The sequence below is a fragment of the Burkholderia torrens genome (assembly GCF_984668525.1).
The window spans coordinates 142,185-160,248 of sequence record NZ_OZ480212.1; the positions used below are offsets into that span (position 1 = coordinate 142,185).

14 protein-coding genes are annotated in these 18,064 nt (G+C 66.9%); 10 read left to right on the plus strand and 4 right to left on the minus strand.

Annotated features, from left to right (window positions below; genetic code table 11):
• The first annotated feature begins 266 nt into the window (after positions 1-266).
• From AC5LXX_RS16975 to AC5LXX_RS16995, 5 genes are all read left to right on the plus strand, one after another.
• Positions 267-1,754 carry a sigma-54 interaction domain-containing protein gene (locus AC5LXX_RS16975; protein WP_493412350.1) on the plus strand — a complete coding sequence of 496 codons (1,488 nt, stop codon included), beginning with the start codon at positions 267-269 and terminating at the stop codon, positions 1,752-1,754.
• A gap of 54 nt (positions 1,755-1,808) precedes the next feature.
• Entirely contained in the window at positions 1,809-2,336 is a 528-nt protein-coding gene (locus tag AC5LXX_RS16980) for a BON domain-containing protein (RefSeq protein ID WP_493412351.1), read from the plus strand.
• Between the two features lie 61 nt (positions 2,337-2,397).
• Entirely contained in the window at positions 2,398-2,670 is a 273-nt protein-coding gene (locus AC5LXX_RS16985; protein ID WP_124450915.1) for a hypothetical protein, read from the plus strand.
• 103 nt (positions 2,671-2,773) lie between these two features.
• The gene (locus AC5LXX_RS16990) at positions 2,774-3,076 is read left to right on the plus strand and encodes an H-NS histone family protein (RefSeq protein WP_493404460.1); all 303 of its coding nucleotides are present in this window, start codon (positions 2,774-2,776) and stop codon (positions 3,074-3,076) included.
• Between the two features lie 562 nt (positions 3,077-3,638).
• Complete coding sequence (locus tag AC5LXX_RS16995) at positions 3,639-5,996, plus strand: GNAT family N-acetyltransferase (RefSeq protein WP_493412352.1); 2,358 nt, start codon at positions 3,639-3,641, stop codon at positions 5,994-5,996.
• Positions 5,997-6,638: 642 nt separating this feature from the next.
• Here AC5LXX_RS16995 and AC5LXX_RS17000 read toward each other — a convergent pair.
• Positions 6,639-7,190: a hypothetical protein gene (locus tag AC5LXX_RS17000; RefSeq protein ID WP_493404462.1), complete on the minus strand. Its 552-nt coding sequence runs from the start codon at positions 7,188-7,190 to the stop codon at positions 6,639-6,641.
• Between the two features lie 177 nt (positions 7,191-7,367).
• Positions 7,368-8,189 (minus strand): IclR family transcriptional regulator, encoded by an 822-nt coding sequence (locus AC5LXX_RS17005; protein ID WP_124450923.1) that lies wholly within the window; start codon positions 8,187-8,189, stop codon positions 7,368-7,370.
• A gap of 663 nt (positions 8,190-8,852) precedes the next feature.
• Between AC5LXX_RS17005 and AC5LXX_RS17010 the strand changes: the two genes are divergently transcribed.
• Positions 8,853-9,701: an ureidoglycolate lyase gene (locus AC5LXX_RS17010; protein WP_493412353.1), complete on the plus strand. Its 849-nt coding sequence runs from the start codon at positions 8,853-8,855 to the stop codon at positions 9,699-9,701.
• Positions 9,702-9,790: 89 nt separating this feature from the next.
• On the opposite strand, the gene AC5LXX_RS17015 is transcribed toward AC5LXX_RS17010, so the two are convergent.
• Positions 9,791-10,174 carry a VOC family protein gene (locus AC5LXX_RS17015; RefSeq protein ID WP_493412354.1) on the minus strand — a complete coding sequence of 128 codons (384 nt, stop codon included), beginning with the start codon at positions 10,172-10,174 and terminating at the stop codon, positions 9,791-9,793.
• Between the two features lie 254 nt (positions 10,175-10,428).
• Here AC5LXX_RS17015 and AC5LXX_RS17020 point away from each other — a divergent pair, with 254 nt between their 5' ends.
• A complete protein-coding gene (locus tag AC5LXX_RS17020) occupies positions 10,429-11,088 on the plus strand; it encodes a CGNR zinc finger domain-containing protein (RefSeq protein WP_493412355.1) in 660 nt (219 codons plus the stop codon).
• Between the two features lie 21 nt (positions 11,089-11,109).
• Here the strand turns inward: AC5LXX_RS17020 and prpR are convergent, their stop codons facing one another.
• On the minus strand, positions 11,110-13,098 hold the full coding sequence (prpR, locus tag AC5LXX_RS17025) for a propionate catabolism operon regulatory protein PrpR (protein WP_493412356.1): 1,989 nt from the start codon (positions 13,096-13,098) through the stop codon (positions 11,110-11,112).
• A gap of 170 nt (positions 13,099-13,268) precedes the next feature.
• On the opposite strand from prpR, the gene prpB reads away from it, so the two are divergent.
• The 3 genes from prpB to acnD all read left to right on the plus strand — a co-directional run bounded on the left by prpB (position 13,269) and on the right by acnD (position 18,051).
• Positions 13,269-14,162 (plus strand): methylisocitrate lyase, encoded by an 894-nt coding sequence (gene prpB, locus AC5LXX_RS17030; protein WP_493412357.1) that lies wholly within the window; start codon positions 13,269-13,271, stop codon positions 14,160-14,162.
• A gap of 39 nt (positions 14,163-14,201) precedes the next feature.
• Positions 14,202-15,374: a bifunctional 2-methylcitrate synthase/citrate synthase gene (gene prpC, locus AC5LXX_RS17035; RefSeq protein WP_059238566.1), complete on the plus strand. Its 1,173-nt coding sequence runs from the start codon at positions 14,202-14,204 to the stop codon at positions 15,372-15,374.
• Between the two features lie 82 nt (positions 15,375-15,456).
• Entirely contained in the window at positions 15,457-18,051 is a 2,595-nt protein-coding gene (acnD, locus tag AC5LXX_RS17040) for a Fe/S-dependent 2-methylisocitrate dehydratase AcnD (RefSeq protein ID WP_493412358.1), read from the plus strand.
• Positions 18,052-18,064: the final 13 nt, after the last annotated feature.

Consider the following 18,064-nt stretch of genomic DNA (forward strand, 5'->3'; position numbering starts at 1 on the left):
GACCGGCTCAGGTTCGTGCAGGTTTCGTGCCATCGGCCGGATTGCGCCGCCGGACATGGGTCCGCCGGAGGCCGGCGGGCCCGCGCCGGCCTATGTCTGACGATTCTACATAAAACGTCTCCGCCTGGAGACGATATGGCCGTCCGGCCAGCCCGTGAAATCGGGCAGGGCATTCCTGGACAACGTATTGCGGCATGTCTCCATAATGAGATAATCCGTCTCGTTCCGGAGACATCCGGTCGAAAATACGCGGAGACGAAGACACGATGATGAACGACTGGGCCCGCCTGCCCGTCAACTACGGCGACGTGCTGCGGCGCGCCGCCGAGTCGCTGTTCCGCACCTTCGAGGATTCGAGCGCGGGCACGGTGGTCGTCGATCGCGATGCGCGCGTCGTGTGGATGAACGAGCGCTACGCGGCACGCTTCGGCTTTGCCGATCCGCAGCAGGCCGTCGGCCTCGACTGTGAAGCCGTGATTCCGAACAGCCTGATGCGCGAGGTCGTGTCGACCGGGCAGCCGATCCTGCTCGACATCATGGAGACGGGCCGCGAGCCGCTCGTCGTCACGCGCCTGCCGCTGAAGAACGAGGCCGGCGAGACGGTCGGCGCGATCGGCTTCGCGCTGTTCGACCAGCTGAAGACGCTTACGCCGATCTTTTCCCGCTATGCACAGCTTCAGCAGCAGCTGATCGCGACGCAGCGTTCGCTCGCGCAGGCGCGCCGCGCGAAATACACGTTCGCGAGTTTCGTCGGCACGAGTGCCGCGAGCCTCGAAACCAAGCGTCAGGCGCGGCGCGCCGCGCAGGTCGATTCGCCGGTGCTGCTGCTCGGCGAGACGGGCACCGGCAAGGAACTGCTCGCGCACGCGATTCACGCGGCGTCGGCGCGTGCGCTTCAGCCGCTCGTTACCGTCAACGTCGCCGCGATTCCCGATACGCTGCTCGAAACCGAATTCTTCGGCGCGGCGCCCGGCGCATACACGGGCGCCGACCGCAAGGGGCGCGTCGGCAAGTTCGAGCTGGCCGATCGCGGCACGCTGTTCCTCGACGAGATCGGCGATATGCCGCTGCCGTTGCAGGGCAAGCTGCTGCGCGTGCTGCAGGACAAGGAGTTCGAGCCGGTCGGCTCGAACCGGATCGTGCGCGCGGATGTCCGGATCATCGCCGCGACGTCGGCCGACCTGCCGGCGCTCGTCGCGGCCGGGCGCTTTCGCGCGGATCTCTATTACCGGCTGAACGTGCTGACGATTCATGCGCCGCCGCTGCGCGAGCGCGCGTCCGACATCGCGGCGCTCGTCTACGCGACGCTCGAGGAACTGGCCGCGCAGCACGGACGCGCCGCGCACTGCGAACTGACCGACGACGCGTTGCGGATGCTGTGTGCATATCCGTGGCCCGGCAACGTGCGCGAGTTGCGCAATACGCTCGAGCGCGCACTGATGCTGTCGGATCGTTCGGTGATCGATGCGCGTGCGCTCGCACCGTTCCTCGGGCCGGTGCGTGTCTCGGCGGACGGCGCGGCTCCTGCGCTGCGGGTTGCCGCGATGCCTGTCGAGCCGCGCGCGGGCGATGCGTTCGGCGTACCCGGTGCGCCGGCTGCTTCGTATGCCGATGCGTTGGCGGCGTGGGAGCGCCAGTTCCTGACCGATGCGCTCGCGGCCTGTGACGGGAAGGTCGTCGAAGCGGCCGCGCGCATCGGGATCGGCCGCGCGACGCTGTACAAGAAGCTGGCGGCGCTGGGCATCGACCGGTAGGCCGATCGGCGATGCCGATCCGGCCGGACGTGAAGCATCGAACAGGAGATCACGATGAGGCGGATCGGCATCGCAGGGTGGCTGACCATGTTGCTGGCGACTTCCGCGCTCGCGCAGTCCGGCGACGCCGACGCGCCCGAGGCGCGGCGCAACTGGTACAACGATCCGTTCATCGCGCTGTCGCGGGACGTGGCCGAATGCCCGTTGCCGCTCGGCCCATGGATGACGCGGGCCGAGATGACGGACGACGCGCACTACCGCGCCGAACGCGGCACGACCTGCTGGCTCGCCCACCGCTGCACGAAGCCGAACTCGTATATGTATGACGCGTCGATCGCCGATGCCGCGAAAGCGCACTTCGCCGGCTCGGATCGCCTGCGCGGCACGAGCCTGTGGATCACCGTGCAGCGACGTTTCATCTACGTCGAAGGATGCGCGGAGACTGCGTTCGATCGTCAGGCGCTGCAGCGCGAATTCGAGGCACTGCCGGACGTCGAGCAGGTTTTCGTTCGCATCACCGAAGATCCGCGCCGGAGCTTGCCGTACAAGGCGCGCGGGCAACCGGACCGGGTGCCGAACTGACGGTGGAAGGGCTGCGCATGGCATACTCGCGACATTCAAAAAAAGGTTGACGGGAAGAACAATGAAACACATGCTTGCGTCGGTCTGTCGGCGGTCTCGGGCGGCTGCATTGTTGGCTCTGGTGGCGGGGCTTGGCGGGTGTGGCGGCAGCGCGCCGCTGTTCACTTCGGACGGGCGCCCGACGACACAGGTGCAATGCACCGGCAGCGACTGGAGCAACTGCACGGACAACGCCCGCGCGATATGCAACGGGGATTTCGAAGTGATCCAGCAATCGACCGATGACGCCGTACGAAATCTTCTCTTCGCATGCAAGAAGAAAAGCGGTTATTGATCCCGAAATGACCGGCTGAGGAGACCACGATCGGGCGAAGCGCTTTTCCATTTGCTTGGTGTTACCTATTTTTCACGAATAACACTCACGGAGTCCCATCCATATGGCGACCTACAGGCAACTGTCCGCACAGCTCGAACGGCTTCAGCAAAAGATCGACAAGGAACGTGAAAAGGCGATTGCCGACGCGATTGCCGAAATTCGCGCGAAAATCGAGGAATACGACATTACGCCCGAGGAGCTCGGTTTTCGTCCGATTGGGGCCGCCGTTGCTGCGACCGCGAAGCCGAAGCGGTCGTTGCCGCCGAAGTACCTGAACCCGAAGACCGGCGAAACGTGGAGCGGCCGCGGGCGGGCACCGACCTGGCTCGGCAAGAACCGCGCACGTTTCCTGATCAAGGATTGACTCCCGAAAATCCTCACCTTTCGTGTGCCGACTGACGGTGCGAATGACCCTACGGTCATCGCACCGTTTTGTTTTCGTGCGGTCGCCGAGCGATTTTCTCCGTTGAATGGATGCGCAATTAACGGATCCCGTTTTGCGAATTCGCCGCGATCCGGCCGCATATCGCGGCGAATTCCCGTAAACAACCGTGCAATTGCGCAGCGCATGCGCATGGGCATTCGCGATTTTCGCGGTGCATGCGTGCCGTGGATTCTCATCACCTTTCGCGTGTTCGCGTGCTGCGTCGTGCAAATCCCGAAGAGTCTCACCATGGCTCCTGTAAATCCTCACCTTTGAGGAAGCGGACGCAGCGTCGTGCCGCGTTGCCTGCGTCGTGCGGCGATGCGTCGCCGCGTGTATTGCAGGTCCATGGTGCAAGCGTTGACGCTCGTCGAACAGTCAGCCGTTCGGCATATAGGCAGTCGCATGCGCTTCGCCTATGCTTGGGATTCGCGTCGATCGGCACCCGGTCTCTCGGGCCGCATGCCGATCGTGTCGTCTTTCGTCACCGCAGGGAGCCGATGTGACCGTTCGCCATCTCGATGCGTTGTTCCAGCCCAAGTCCGTTGCAGTCGTCGGCGCGTCATCGCGTGCGGGCAGTATCGGCGCGATGGTGTGGTCGCGCGTGCTCGACGGCGCGTTCCAGGGGCCCGTGTGGCCCGTCAATCCGAAGTATCGCGAGCTCGACGGCCATGCGGTCGTGCCGGACGTCGGCCGGCTGCCCGCGCCGCCGTCGGTTGCCGTGATCTGCACGCCGCCCGCGACCTGGGCCGGCATCGTGCGCAAGCTCGGGGAGCTCGGCACGCGCGTCGCGGTGATCGTCGGCGAGGCGCGCACCGATGCCGATCGCGCCGCGGTCGATCGTACGTTGAAGGCGGCGAAGCCGTTCGTGCTCCGTATCGTCGGGCCCGGCAGCCTCGGTGTGTTGTCGCCCGCGCGGCATGCGCATTTCGGTGCGCCGGCCTATACGGCGCGATCGGGCGGCGTCGCGTGGGTGTCGCAATCGAATGCGCTGACGAACGCGGTGCTCGGCTGGGCCGATGCGCGCGGTCTCGGCTTTTCGCATGTCGTCGCGCTCGGCAGCGAGTCCGACGTCGACGCCGGCGACGTGCTCGACTATCTGGCGAGCGATCCCGGCACGCGCGCGATCCTGCTCGAACTCGATACCGTGCGGGCCGCGCGCAAGTTCATGTCGGCCGCGCGTGCGGCCGCACGCAACAAGCCGGTCCTCGCGTTGCGCACCGGGCGCGCCGATCCCGGCGACGCACTCTATACGGCGGCATTCCAGCGCGCGGGCATGGTGCGTGTCGATGCGCTCGACGATCTGCTCGACGAGATCGAGACGCTCGGCGTCGGCCGCGTGACCGCGCGCGGCGCGGCGACGCTCGTCACCAGCGATGCGGGTGTCGCGAAACTCGCGGTCGATGCGGTCGCCGAAGTGCGCGACGTGCTGGCCGACTGGTCGCCGGCGGCAACGTCGGCCGTGTCGGCCGCGCTGCCGCATCTCACGGCGCCCGGCAATCCGCTGACGCTGGGCGACGACGCACGCCCCGAACACTTTGCCGCGGCGATCAAGGCGCTTGCGCCGTTCCCGCAAACGGGCACGCTGTTCGTCGTCCATTCGACGTCCCACAGTGCGCCGGCCGATTCGGTCGCGCGCACGCTGATCGACTCGCGGCAGTACGCGCATCGCGGCATCCTCGCGTGCTTCTTCGGTGCCGTCGACGCCGCGACGCGCGATGCGCTGCACGCGAACGGCATTCCCGTGCATACGACACCGCAGCGGCTCGCACGCGCGTATGCGCGTCTCGTCGACTACAACCTCGGGCGGCAACTGCTGATGCAGACGCCCGAAGGCACGCCGCCGCAGCCGGCCGAGTGCGTCGCTTCCGCGCTGGCGGAAGCGCGCCGGATGGTCGAAGCCGGCCAGCATGAACTGGCCGGCGATGCCGCGCTGCGCTGGCTGTCCCATTTCGGTCTGCAGGGCGAGCAGGCTTCCGAGCCGGCCGGCAAGAAGGTTGTCGATGTCACGGTCGACATGTACGACGATTCGAACTTCGGTCCGGTGTTTCGCTATGCCGTGCCGCCCGCGGACGGCGTCTCGGCGCCATTCGTCGTCTACGGCCTGCCGCCGCTAAACACCGTGCTTGCCCGCGCGGTGATGGAGCGCTCGCCGTATGCGCGCAGCACGCCCGTCGAGCCGACGCTCGACGCGTTGACGGCGTTGTCGCAGGTCGTCTGCGACGTGCGCGAAGTTGTCGCGCTGTCGGTCACGCTGCGCGTGCTGTCCGACGGCGCGCGCGTGATCGCACCGCGCATCACGCTGGCCACGGGGCGCAGCCGGCTCGCGATCATGCCGTATCCGCGGCACCTCGAACAGACGCTCGAGTGGCGCGGCGAGACGGTGACGATCCGCCCGATCCGCCCGGAAGACGAGGCCGCGCACAACGAACTGCTCGCCGCGATGACGCCGGACGATCTGCGGATGCGTTTCTTCGGCGCGGTGCGCAGCTTCGATCACTCGCAGGTGGCGCGCATGACGCAGATCGATTACGACCGTGAGATGGCTTTCATCGTGTCGTTCACCGATGTGTCGGGGCGCGACCATACGCTCGCGGTGGCGCGCGCGGTCGCCGATCCCGACAACGAGACGGCGGAGTTCGCGATCGCGGTACGCCCCGATCAAAAGGGCAAGGGGCTCGGCAGGCTGATGATGGCCCGCATCATCGACTACGCGCGCTCGCGCGGCACCGCCTGGATGATCGGCGAGGCACTGCGCGAGAATTCGGCGATGATCTCGCTCGCGAAGTCGTGCGGCTTTGCGGTGTCGAGCACGGAGGAGCCTGGTGTCGTGGGCTTCAGGATGAAGTTGCAGCCGTAGCGGCTGTCGGCTGCGCGAAGCGAGGAGGCATCGTATGCAGGTGGATGTCTCCATTCATTCACCGTGTAACGCACGTATTCACTCAGGAATGCAAAATATTTGAGCAGACTTTCGCAGGCGGCGCCTGAACCTGTCGAGCCGGTTGTCACGCCGATCCAGACAGCGTCTGAAGGCATTTGCCGAGCACCGCGTTATCCGCCCCGCGTGGTCATTTCGCGCGATGTGTTCTAGCGTTTCGAGCACCGCATTCCGGCCTCGCCGATTCGGATCGATCGCAAAGGTGAGATTTTTCGGGAGCGGTAAGTGAGCGTTTCCGGGAACACGTGGTGAGCCGATACGGGAGCGTTCGGTGAGCCTTCCCGGGAGTAGCCGGTGAGCCCTTGCGGGAGCCGCTGGTGAGCCTTTCCAGGACGTATCGGTGAGCGCTTGCGGGAGCATCCGGTGAGGACATTCGGGAGCCGTTGGTGAGCGTCTTCGGGAGCGTTGGGTGAGCTTGTCCGGGAGGTGTCGGTGAGTGCTTGCGGGAGGCTGAGGTGAGACTTTTCGGGAGCAGGCGGATGGCCGCTCCCGCGAGCGCGGCACCAGCCAATGCGGGCGTCGCGCGAGGGTTCGGGCACGCATGAACCGTGCCCGATGCCACATTTACGCGGCGAGTTTCGACGCCGCGTCGTTCACCTGATCGCGAGAAATCGCGAGTTCGTCGAGGTGCGGATCGGCATAGACGGCACCGGTTTCGCGCTCGAGGCGGGCGATCGTCAGCGCACAGCGCGCGGTATCTTTCGGCATCGCAATGAAGCGCTTGACCGACTCACCGGCCGTGAATGCTTCGAACAGCGCGCCACGCACGTCGTCCGGAAGCGTCTTGGTCCATTGATAAGGCTTGCCGTTGAACGTGATCGACGGCGGCAGCGTGCGTTCCTTCTTGGTCGCCGTGATGAGCCCGTAGGTGCGGGCTGCGTCGCCGATCTGTTCGGGCGAGAAGAGTTCGTCAGGCGTGATGTCGAACTGCTCGATGTAGTTTTCGATCGTCTGCATTGCGGCAGCACGATCGTCGCGCTTCTGCTGCGCGCGCGCGACGATATCGCGCAGCTCGTCCGCTTCGTCGGGCGTGATCGTGAAGCTTGCCTGCTTCTGCTGAAGTTCGGAGAAACGCTGGAATTCTTGATCGTTCAGAAGTTTGGCCATGACATCCATCGGACACGACGGCCGCGACAACCGGCCGTCGTAGTTTTTGAGAGGGCCGCTATTTTAGCGTAGCGCCGCGGGCGCACGATATGACACCGCATATCGCGCACCGCACGGGCGTCGCGCGCAACCGGGGGCCGGCGCTGCCGCGCCGCGCCCGGTGCGTTTCGTGGAAAAATCCGCGGGTCAGCAGATCTCGGTGCGGCCCATCGACAGATGGGCGGCCGTGTCACGCAGCCCTTCGACGACGAGGTCGACGGGAGGCGCCGCGTGCGCATCGATCCGGCGCATGTACGGGCAGGTCAGCACCGCGATCGCATGGCCGGACGGCCCGAGGATCGGTGCGGTCAGGTCGGTCACGCCATAGGCCTGGCGGCTGTCCTGGCGCAGGTAGCCATCCTGCCGGATGGACTGGCACGCATACGCGAGTTCCTGCTCGTTCAGCGGCGCCTCGCCCTTGACCTTGCGATGCTCGGTCAGCATGTGCGCACGCTGCTCGGGGCCCTGGAACGCCAGCATCACGCGTCCCGACGCCGTATCGGCGAGCCCGACGCGCGAGCCGAGCCGCACCGACACGCCCCACGGGCCAGGCCCGTCGACCTGGGCGATCACGAGCAGGTTGCCGCGATCGTAGACGGACAGGTGGCACGACTGTTCGGCTGCATCGGCAAAGCGCTGCATCGGCGGCAGCGCTTCGGCTATCAGCCGGCTCATCGGCGGGTGCCGGTGCGCAAGCGCGAACAGCTTGAGGCTGAGCGTGTAGCGATCGCCGCCGGTCGAGCGCATCACGTAGCGGCGCGCGACGAGGCGTTCGAGCATCCGATAGATCTCGCTCGCGTTTCGGCCGAGCTCCTTCGTGATTTCAGTGCGGGTGAGTCCTTCTTTCTGCTCGGCCAGGAGCTCGAGAATGTCGAGTCCCTTGTCGAGCGCGGGGGCGCGATAGCGGTCGATAGCGGCCATCGATTCCCGTGCGTCGCAGCCGGGAAGCGGGTCGTTGGTTGTCTGCATTGTCGGTGTGAGGTTGGGGATTACCGTCGATCGGCTGGCGACGCACGCTGGCCGGTTCTGCACGCGCATAGGGTGGGCCCGCGTATGGCGATGAAAGCCATTCGTACGAGCTTAGCAATAAACATACAGTGTGCAATGCAGCGTCTTTTTACCGATCATTACCGGACAAGAACGGATTGGCAAACGTTCTCGATGACAGGGGCACCCCGAATATCCAGTATTCATGGTCTGATGGCAGGCGATGCCGGCAATCCCGACCGGTCGGTCGACGTATGCGCATCCAATGCTGCACCGCAACGTCCGCGGGCGCACCAATAGTCGGTATCCGTCGCGTGTCATTTCACGGCGCGCGGCCGATGGTACAAAGGCTGGCGGGCCAACGACGGCACGGCCGCGCGTGAAGCCGGCCGGCATGGGCCGGCACGCGTCGCGGGTGCCGGGCCGTCGTCGCCGATGCGCAGACCGGCGGCCGCCCGTTCGATGCGCGCCATACTCTCCGTGCGGCGCCGCGATCGCTGCGCCCGCGCGACCCTCGCGCGTCGAACCGCCTGCCGGATGCGGTGCCGACGTGCGCTATCGACGATCGACAATCAGTCCGGCGCGCGGCCGCGAAAGGTCGCGTCGGCCGCTATCCTGTCCCATTCGACAACAGAGGTGAGCACGATGAAACTGCTTCGCTATGGCCCGTCCGGCCAGGAAAAGCCCGGTATTCTCGACGCGGACGGCCGGATTCGCGACCTGTCCGCGCACGTGCCGGATCTGGCCGGCGATGCGCTGTCCGACGCCGGTCTCGCGCGGCTGCGGGCGATCGATCCGGCCACGCTGCCGCTCGTATCCGGTGAGCCGCGCATCGGCGCGTGCGTCGGGCACGTCGGCAAGTTCATCGGCATTGGCCTGAACTATGCCGATCACGCGGCCGAAGCCGGCATGCCGGTCCCGAAGGAGCCGGTCGTGTTCGGCAAGTGGACGAGCTCGATCTGTGGCCCGAACGACGGCATCGACATCCCGAAGGGTTCGGTCAAGACCGACTGGGAAGTCGAGTTGGGCGTCGTGATCGGCGCGACGTGCAAAGACGTCGCCGAAGCGAGCGCGCTCGATTACATTGCGGGCTATTGCGTCGTCAACGACGTGTCCGAGCGCGAATGGCAGATCGAGCGCGGCGGCCAGTGGGACAAGGGCAAGGGTTTCGACACGTTCGGCCCGATCGGTCCGTGGCTCGTCACGCGCGACGAAGTGCCCGATCCGCAGCGTCTCGACCTGTGGCTCGAAATAGACGGCCACCGTTATCAGAACGGCAACACGCGCACGATGGTGTTCACCGTCGCGCAGCTGATCGCGTATCTGTCGACCTGCATGACGCTGCAGCCGGGCGACGTGATCACGACCGGCACGCCGCCGGGCGTCGGCATGGGCATCAAGCCGTCGCCGGTGTTCCTGACAGCCGGCCAGACGGTGCGCCTCGGGATCGAAGGGCTCGGCGAGCAACTGCAGCACACGCGCGGCGCGCAATAACCGGTCGCTTGCGCGCTAGAACCGAGGGCCCGATTCCGCATTGCACGGAATCGGGCCCTCGGCATTGGTACGCGATATATGCAGCGGCGTCACACGACGTTGTCGAGCTCGCAATGCGCTTCCAGCCGATACCCGTCGGGATCGACGACGAACGCCGCGTAATAGCCGGGGCCGTAGTGTTCGCGCTTGCCGGGCCCGCCGTTGTCCTTGCCGCCGTGCGCGAGCGCCGCACGGTAGAACGCGTCGACCTCGACCGGCGAAGCAGCCTTGAACGACAGATGCAATCCGGAATCGGGATCGGCGACGACGGGCCGAGCCGCGTGCTCCAACCACAGCTGGGGCTCGGTCGTGCCGTACCCGACGGCGCCGTCGTCGCTATATAGACGCTTGTAGCCGAGTGCGCCGAGCGCGCTGTCGTAGAAGGTGCGGCTGCGGTCGATGTGGGCAACGCCGAACGAAAGATGGTCGATCATCTGTGGCTCCTTGAACCGAGAGGGGGACGTCAGTACGACAAGCCTGCTTACAGGCACCATGCCAGCCGCTTGTAGCGAAGCGCGCCGAGCGTGCTGTCGTCGTACGTGCGGCCGGCGGCGGTGTGGATAACCCTGAACGAAATGCGATCGCTCATCTGTGTCTCCTTGGATTGAAAGGGGCGTCAGTGCGGCAAACCTGTTATTAACCACCATGCAGGTTATGTTAGAAATCGCTTGGGCGCTTGTCAACCGGCATGATGGTTAGATACGATCGCGTCATGAGCAAAACGCAACCTTCCGTCACGACGGACTATCTGATTCCCGCGCCGTCCGAAACGTTGAGCCTCGATTTCGCGAACACGCTGTACTGGCGCGGCAGCGACCCGCCAACGGAAACCTTCGGCACGATGGACGACCTGCTGGCGTGGTGCCGCGATCAGGCGGGCGTACCGGCCGCACTGGCCGACGCATGTCGCGTGCCCGACAAGGAGAAATGGAAAGAAAAGGGCGACGAGCCGGCGATGCTGGCGCGCGCACTCGCGTTGCGCGAGGCGCTATACCGGCTCTTTCATGCGCAGGCCGAGCAACGCGAGCCGCAGGCCGACGATCTCGCGCTGCTCGGCGGTTTCCTGGCGGAAGCGTCGCCGCGCGTCGCGCTGGCGCGCATCGACGGCCGCTATGCGTGGCGGATCGACGCGTCACGCGCCACGCTCGCGGGGCTGCTGAGCCCGGTGCTGTGGTCGGCGATCGACCTGCTCGGCGGCGCGCGGCTCGGGAAGGTCAAGCGCTGCGCGAACGATGCATGCCAGTGGCTGTTCGTCGACGACAGCAAGAACGGCAGCCGCCGCTGGTGCTCGATGTCGTCGTGCGGCAATCGCGCGAAGGCGTACCGCCACTATCACAAGGCCGACTGACGGGCCGGCCGCGCGCCGGGCCTATTTCGCCGACAGCTTCCGCCACAGCGTCGTCTTGCTGATGCCGAGCATCGCGCACGCACGGTCGCGGTCGCCGCCGCATGCGTCGAGCACCGCGCGGATCTCGTCGGCTTCCGCGCGGCGGCGGCGCGCGTGCAGCGTCTGCGCATCGCTGGCGTCGGTGTCGGCCGCGTCGGGCGGCGCGGCGAACAGCTCGGGCGCGATCGCCTGCAGCGCGTCGGGATCGAGCGCGGCGCACGCGGCGGCAGGATCGCTTTCGTCGACTGCCTCGGCGAGTTCCACCGCGATCCGCTCGATCACGTTCTGCAGCTCGCGCACGTTGCCGGGCCACCGGTAGCGCGCGAGCGTGGCCTGCGTCGTGCCGAGCACACGCGCGGCATCGCCGGCATCGCGCAGGCGTTCGGCGAGCCGCGGCTCGCGCCGCGCAGCCTGCACGAGCAGTGTCGCCGCGAGCGCGGGAATGTCGGCCGCGCGCTCGCGCAGCGGCGGCAGGCCGACGTTCAGGATGTTGAGCCGGTAATAGAGATCCGCGCGGAACGTGCCGGCCTCGACGGCCGCGAGCAGCGGCCGGTGTGTCGCGGCGATCACGCGCACGTCGATGCGGATCGGCTCGGTCGAGCCGAGGCGGATCACCTCGCGCTCCTGCAGCACGCGCAGCAGCCGGCTCTGCAGTGACGGCGGCATCTCGCCGATTTCGTCGAGGAACAGCGTGCCGCGGTGCGCGGCCTCGAACAGCCCGGTCTTGCCGCCGCGCCGCGCGCCGGTGAACGCGCCTTCCTCGTAGCCGAACAGCTCGCTCTCGAGCAGCGCCTCCGGAAACGCGCCGCAGTTGACCGCGACGAACGGGTAGCTGCGCCGCGCGGACAGCGCATGCAGGCTCTGCGCGATCATTTCCTTGCCGGTGCCGCTTTCGCCGAGCACGAGCACGGTCGCATCGGATTTCGCGTAGCGGCGCACGAGGTCGCGCACGCGCGCCATCGGCGCCGACGCGCCGACCACGTCGTCGAGCGCATAGCGCGCGGCGAACTGCTGCGTGGTCGGCTGCGACCGCAACGCGCGATCGAGCCGCTCGACCGCGCGCGATTCCTGGAACGTCAGCACGCTGCCCGACGTCACGCCGCGATCGACGAGCGGCCCGCGATGCACGACGTAACGCACGCCGCGTACGGTCGCGAGCGCGTCGCCGTCTTCACCGCGCAGCGTACGCAACTCGGGGCGCAAGTCGACGAGCGCGCGGCCTACGGCCGCCGCGGGTTCGACCCCGAGCGCCGACGCGAGCCGTTCGTTGATCGCCTCGACGCGGCCGTGCGCATCGAGCGCGACGACGCCGTCGCGCAGATGCTGCAACAGCGTGTCGAGCCGCTGGCGGCGGAACGCCTCGGCATGCGTCGCATACGCGACTTCGAGCGCCGTCTCGACGGCCTTGCGCACCGAGGCGTGCGAATACAGGAATACCGCGCCCATGCCGGCACTCGCCGCGAGATCGGTGACGAGGCCCGGGCCGACGATCGTTTCGATGCCGCGATCGTGCAGGTCGTGCACGCAGGCTTCCGCTTCCTGTGCCGACTGATATGACGCAAACTGCACGTCGAGGCCGTACGCGGCGACGAAGCGGCGCACTTCGGGCGGCGTTTCGCCGGCGCTGACGAGCGCGATCCGCGACGCATCGCGCCGGGCGCGCGCAAGCGCCTGCATCACGTCGAAGCCGGTCGGCGATACCACCACCACCGGCACCTGCGCACGCGTTTTCAGGAAGCCGCCGTTCGAGCCGGCCGCCACGATCACGTCGGGCCGCGCGGTGCCGGCCTCCGCGATCGCGCTCAGCGCATCTTCATAGGCGCGCGTGACGATGCGCACGTCCGCGCGTTCGTCGAATTCGCCGGCGATCTCGCGAAACAGGTCGCGCAGGCGGCTGATACCCATCGCCCAGATGCGCGGGCGCACCGTGCGATCGGCCGGGCCGACGGGCTTGGTCGAGGAGAGGTCCATGACGGTCGATTATGCGCGCGCGATTTCATTTTTGAAACACGAAATTGCTGAATTGAAATGGCGGGGCGCGGCGTCGCGCGGGCCGGTTGCTTAAGAATCAGTGGGTTAGCGACGTTTCGCGAGCTGGCCCGGACCTTGCTGTTATCGGGCATTCCATCAGGAGGCCGTTCATGAGCAATACGCATCTTCAGAGCGCCGGCGCGAAGTTCCGCGCGGCAGTCGCGGCCGAGCAGCCGCTGCAGGTGGTCGGCGCGATCACCGCGTACGCGGCCAAGATGGCCCAGGCCGTCGGCTTCAAGGCCGTGTACCTGTCGGGCGGCGGCGTCGCCGCGAACTCGCTCGGGATCCCCGACCTCGGCATCAGCACGATGGAAGACGTGCTGATCGACGCGAACCGGATCACCAACGCGACCGACCTGCCGCTGCTGGTCGACATCGATACGGGCTGGGGCGGCGCGTTCAACATCGCACGCACGGTCCGCTCGTTCATCAAGGCCGGCGTCGCGGCCGTGCACCTCGAAGACCAGGTCGGCCAGAAGCGCTGCGGCCACCGTCCGGGCAAGGAAGTCGTGCCGATCGAGGAAATGGTCGATCGCGTGAAGGCCGCGGTCGATGCGCGTACCGACGACCAGTTCGTGATCATGGCGCGCACCGACGCCGCCGCCGCCGAAGGGATCGACGCGGCGATCGAACGCGCGGTGGCCTACGTCGAAGCCGGCGCCGACATGATCTTCCCGGAAGCGATGAAGTCGCTCGACGACTACCGCCGCTTCAAGGCAGCCGTGAAGGTGCCGATCCTCGCGAACCTGACCGAGTTCGGCTCGACGCCGCTGTTCACGATCGACGAACTGCGCGAGGCGAACGTCGACATCGCGCTGTACTGCTGCGGCGCGTATCGCGCGATGAACAAGGCTGCGCTGAACTTCTACGAAACGCTGCGCCGCGACGGCACGCAGAAGGCGGCCGTGCCGACGATGCAGACGCGCGCCGAGCTGTACGACTTCCTCGGCTATCACGAATACGAGCGCAAGCTCGACGAGCTGTTCGCGCAGGGCAAGAAGTAACGCGGCCCGCACCCCCGATACACATTGGAGAAAGGAAACATGAGCGAGACGAAAGACGCAGCAGCACCGGCCGCCGCAGGCGCATTCAAGCCGAAGAAGTCGGTGGCGCTGTCGGGCGTGACGGCCGGCAACACGGCGCTGTGCACGGTCGGCAAGACCGGCAACGACCTGCACTACCGTGGCTACGACATTCTCGACGTCGCCGAATCGTGCGAATTCGAGGAAATCGCGCACCTGCTCGTGCACGGCACGCTGCCGAACCTGACCGAACTGGCCGCGTACAAGACCAAGCTGCGCGCGCTGCGCGGCCTGCCGAGCGCGCTGAAGGTCGCGCTCGAGCAGATCCCGGCGTCCGCGCACCCGATGGACGTGATGCGCACGGGCGTGTCGGTGCTCGGCACCGTGCTGCCGGAGAAGGACGACCACAACCTGCCGGGCGCGCGCGACATCGCCGACCGCCTGATGGCGTCGCTCGGCTCGATGCTGCTGTACTGGTATCACTTCTCGCACAACGGCAAGCGTATCGAGACGGAAACCGACGACGACTCGATCGGCGGCCACTTCCTGCACCTGCTGCACGGCAAGACGCCGTCGAAGTCGTGGGTCGAGGCGATGCACACGTCGCTGATCCTGTACGCGGAGCACGAATTCAACGCATCGACGTTCACGGGCCGCGTGATCGCGGGCACGGGCTCGGACATCTACTCGGCGATCACCGGCGCGATCGGCGCACTGCGCGGCCCGAAGCACGGCGGCGCGAACGAAGTCGCCTATGAAATCCAGAGCCGCTACAGCTCGCCGGACGACGCCGAAGCCGACATCCGCCGCCGCGTCGAGAACAAGGAAGTCGTGATCGGCTTCGGCCACCCGGTCTACACGATCTCCGATCCGCGCAACAAGGTGATCAAGGGCGTCGCGCACAAGCTGTCGAAGGAAGCGGGCGACGTGAAGCTGTACAACATCGCCGAGCGCCTCGAATCGGTGATGTGGGACGCGAAGAAGATGTTCCCGAACCTCGACTGGTTCAGCGCGGTGTCGTATCACATGATGGGCGTGCCGACCGCGATGTTCACGCCGCTGTTCGTGATCTCGCGCACGTCGGGCTGGAGCGCGCACATCATCGAGCAACGCGTCGACAACAAGATCATCCGCCCGAGCGCGAACTACACGGGCCCGGAAGACCTGCAGTTCGTGCCGATCGAGAAGCGCTGAAACGCCCGCCGCACGCGCCGGCGCCCGTGATGCGGGCCGCCGGCGCGCGCGGAACGTCATACCCCGAATTCCGCCCCACATCATGAATACCGCCAACCGCAAACCCCTGCCCGGCACGTCGCTGGACTATTTCGACGCGCGTGCCGCGGTCGACGCGATCGCACCCGGCGCCTACGACACGCTGCCGTACACGTCGCGCGTGCTCGCCGAAAACCTCGTGCGCCGCTGCGACCCGGCGATCCTTGCCGATTCGCTGAAGCAGATCATCGAGCGCAAGCGCGAACGCGACTTCCCGTGGTTCCCGGCGCGCGTGGTATGCCACGACATCCTCGGGCAGACGGCGCTCGTCGATCTCGCCGGCCTGCGCGACGCGATCGCCGACGGCGGCGGCGACCCGGCGAAGGTGAACCCGGTCGTGCCCGTGCAGTTGATCGTCGATCACTCGCTCGCCGTCGAATGCGGCGGCTTCGATCCGGACGCGTTCGCGAAGAACCGCGCGATCGAGGATCGCCGCAACGAGGATCGCTTCCACTTCATCGAGTGGACGAAGAAGGCGTTCGAGAACGTCGACGTGATCCCGCCGGGCAACGGCATCATGCACCAGATCAACCTCGAGAAGATGTCGCCGGTGATCCAGGCGCAGGACGGCGTCGCGTACCCGGACACCTGCGTCGGCACCGACAGCCACACGCCGCACGTCGACGCGCTTGGCGTGATCGCGATCGGCGTCGGCGGGCTCGAAGCCGAGAACGTAATGCTCGGCCGCGCGTCGTGGATGCGCCTGCCCGACATCGTCGGCGTCGAGCTGACCGGCAAGCGCCAGCCCGGCATCACCGCGACCGACGTCGTGCTCGCGCTGACCGAGTTCCTGCGCAAGGAAAAGGTGGTCGGTGCGTATCTGGAATTCCGCGGCGAAGGGGCGGCGAGCCTCACGCTCGGCGACCGCGCGACGATCTCGAACATGGCGCCCGAATACGGCGCGACGGCCGCGATGTTCTTCATCGACGGCCAGACGACCGACTACCTGCGCCTCACCGGCCGCAGCGACGAGCAGGTGAAGCTCGTCGAGACCTATGCGAAGGCAGCCGGCCTGTGGGCCGATACGCTCGCCAACGCGCAGTACGAGCGTACGCTGACGTTCGACCTGTCGAGCGTCGTGCGCAACATGGCCGGCCCGTCGAACCCGCACAAGCGGCTGCCGACGTCCGATCTCGCTGCACGCGGGATCGCCGGCCAGTGGGAAGAAAAGGCAGGCGAGATGCCCGACGGCGCGGTGATCATCGCCGCGATCACGAGCTGCACGAACACCAGCAATCCGCGCAACGTGATCGCCGCGGCCTTGCTCGCGCGCAACGCGAACGCGAAGGGCCTGACGCGCAAGCCGTGGGTCAAGAGTTCGCTCGCGCCCGGCTCGAAGGCGGTCGAGCTGTATCTCGAAGAAGCGAACCTGCTGCCGGAACTCGAGAAGCTCGGCTTCGGCATCGTCGCGTTCGCGTGCACGACCTGCAACGGGATGTCGGGCGCGCTCGACCCGAAGATCCAGCAGGAGATCGTCGATCGCGACCTGTACGCGACGGCCGTGCTGTCCGGCAACCGCAACTTCGACGGCCGCATCCACCCGTATGCGAAGCAGGCGTTCCTCGCGTCGCCGCCGCTCGTCGTCGCGTATGCGATCGCCGGCACGATCCGCTTCGACATCGAGAAGGATGTACTGGGCCATGACCAGGACGGCAAGCCCGTCACGCTGAAGGACATCTGGCCGACCGACGAGGAGATCGATGCGATCGTCGCGTCGAGCGTGAAGCCCGAGCAGTTCCGCAAGGTCTACGAACCGATGTTCGCGCGCAGCGCCGATGCGGGCGAGCGTGCGGCGCCGCTGTACGACTGGCGCGCGCAGAGCACGTACATCCGCCGTCCGCCGTACTGGGAAGGCGCGCTGGCCGGCGAGCGCACGCTGCAAGGCATGCGCCCGCTCGCGGTGCTCGGCGACAACATCACGACCGACCACCTGTCGCCGTCGAACGCGATCCTGCTGGATAGCGCGGCCGGCGAATACCTCGCGAAGATGGGCCTGCCGGAAGAAGACTTCAACTCGTACGCGACGCACCGGGGAGACCACCTGACCGCGCAGCGCGCGACCTTCGCGAACCCGACGCTCGTCAACGAGATGGCGGTCGTCGACGGCGCGGTGAAGAAGGGCTCGCTCGCGCGGGTCGAGCCGGAAGGCAAGGTCATGCGGATGTGGGAGGCGATCGAGACGTACATGAATCGCAAGCAGCCGCTGATCGTCGTGGCCGGCGCCGACTACGGCCAGGGCTCGTCGCGCGACTGGGCCGCGAAGGGCGTGCGGCTCGCGGGCGTCGAGGCGATCGCCGCCGAAGGCTTCGAGCGGATCCACCGCACGAACCTGATCGGGATGGGCGTGCTGCCGCTCGAGTTCAAGCCCGGCACGAACCGGACGACGCTCGGCATCGACGGCACCGAGACCTTCGACGTGATCGGCGAGCGCACGCCGCGCGCCGACCTGACGCTCGTGATTCACCGCAAGAACGGCGAGCGCGTCGAGGTGCCGATGACGTGCCGGCTCGATACGGCCGAGGAAGTGTCGATCTACGAAGCGGGCGGCGTGCTGCAGCGTTTCGCGCAGGACTTCCTCGAATCGTCGCAGGCGGCCTGACGGGCGCACATTG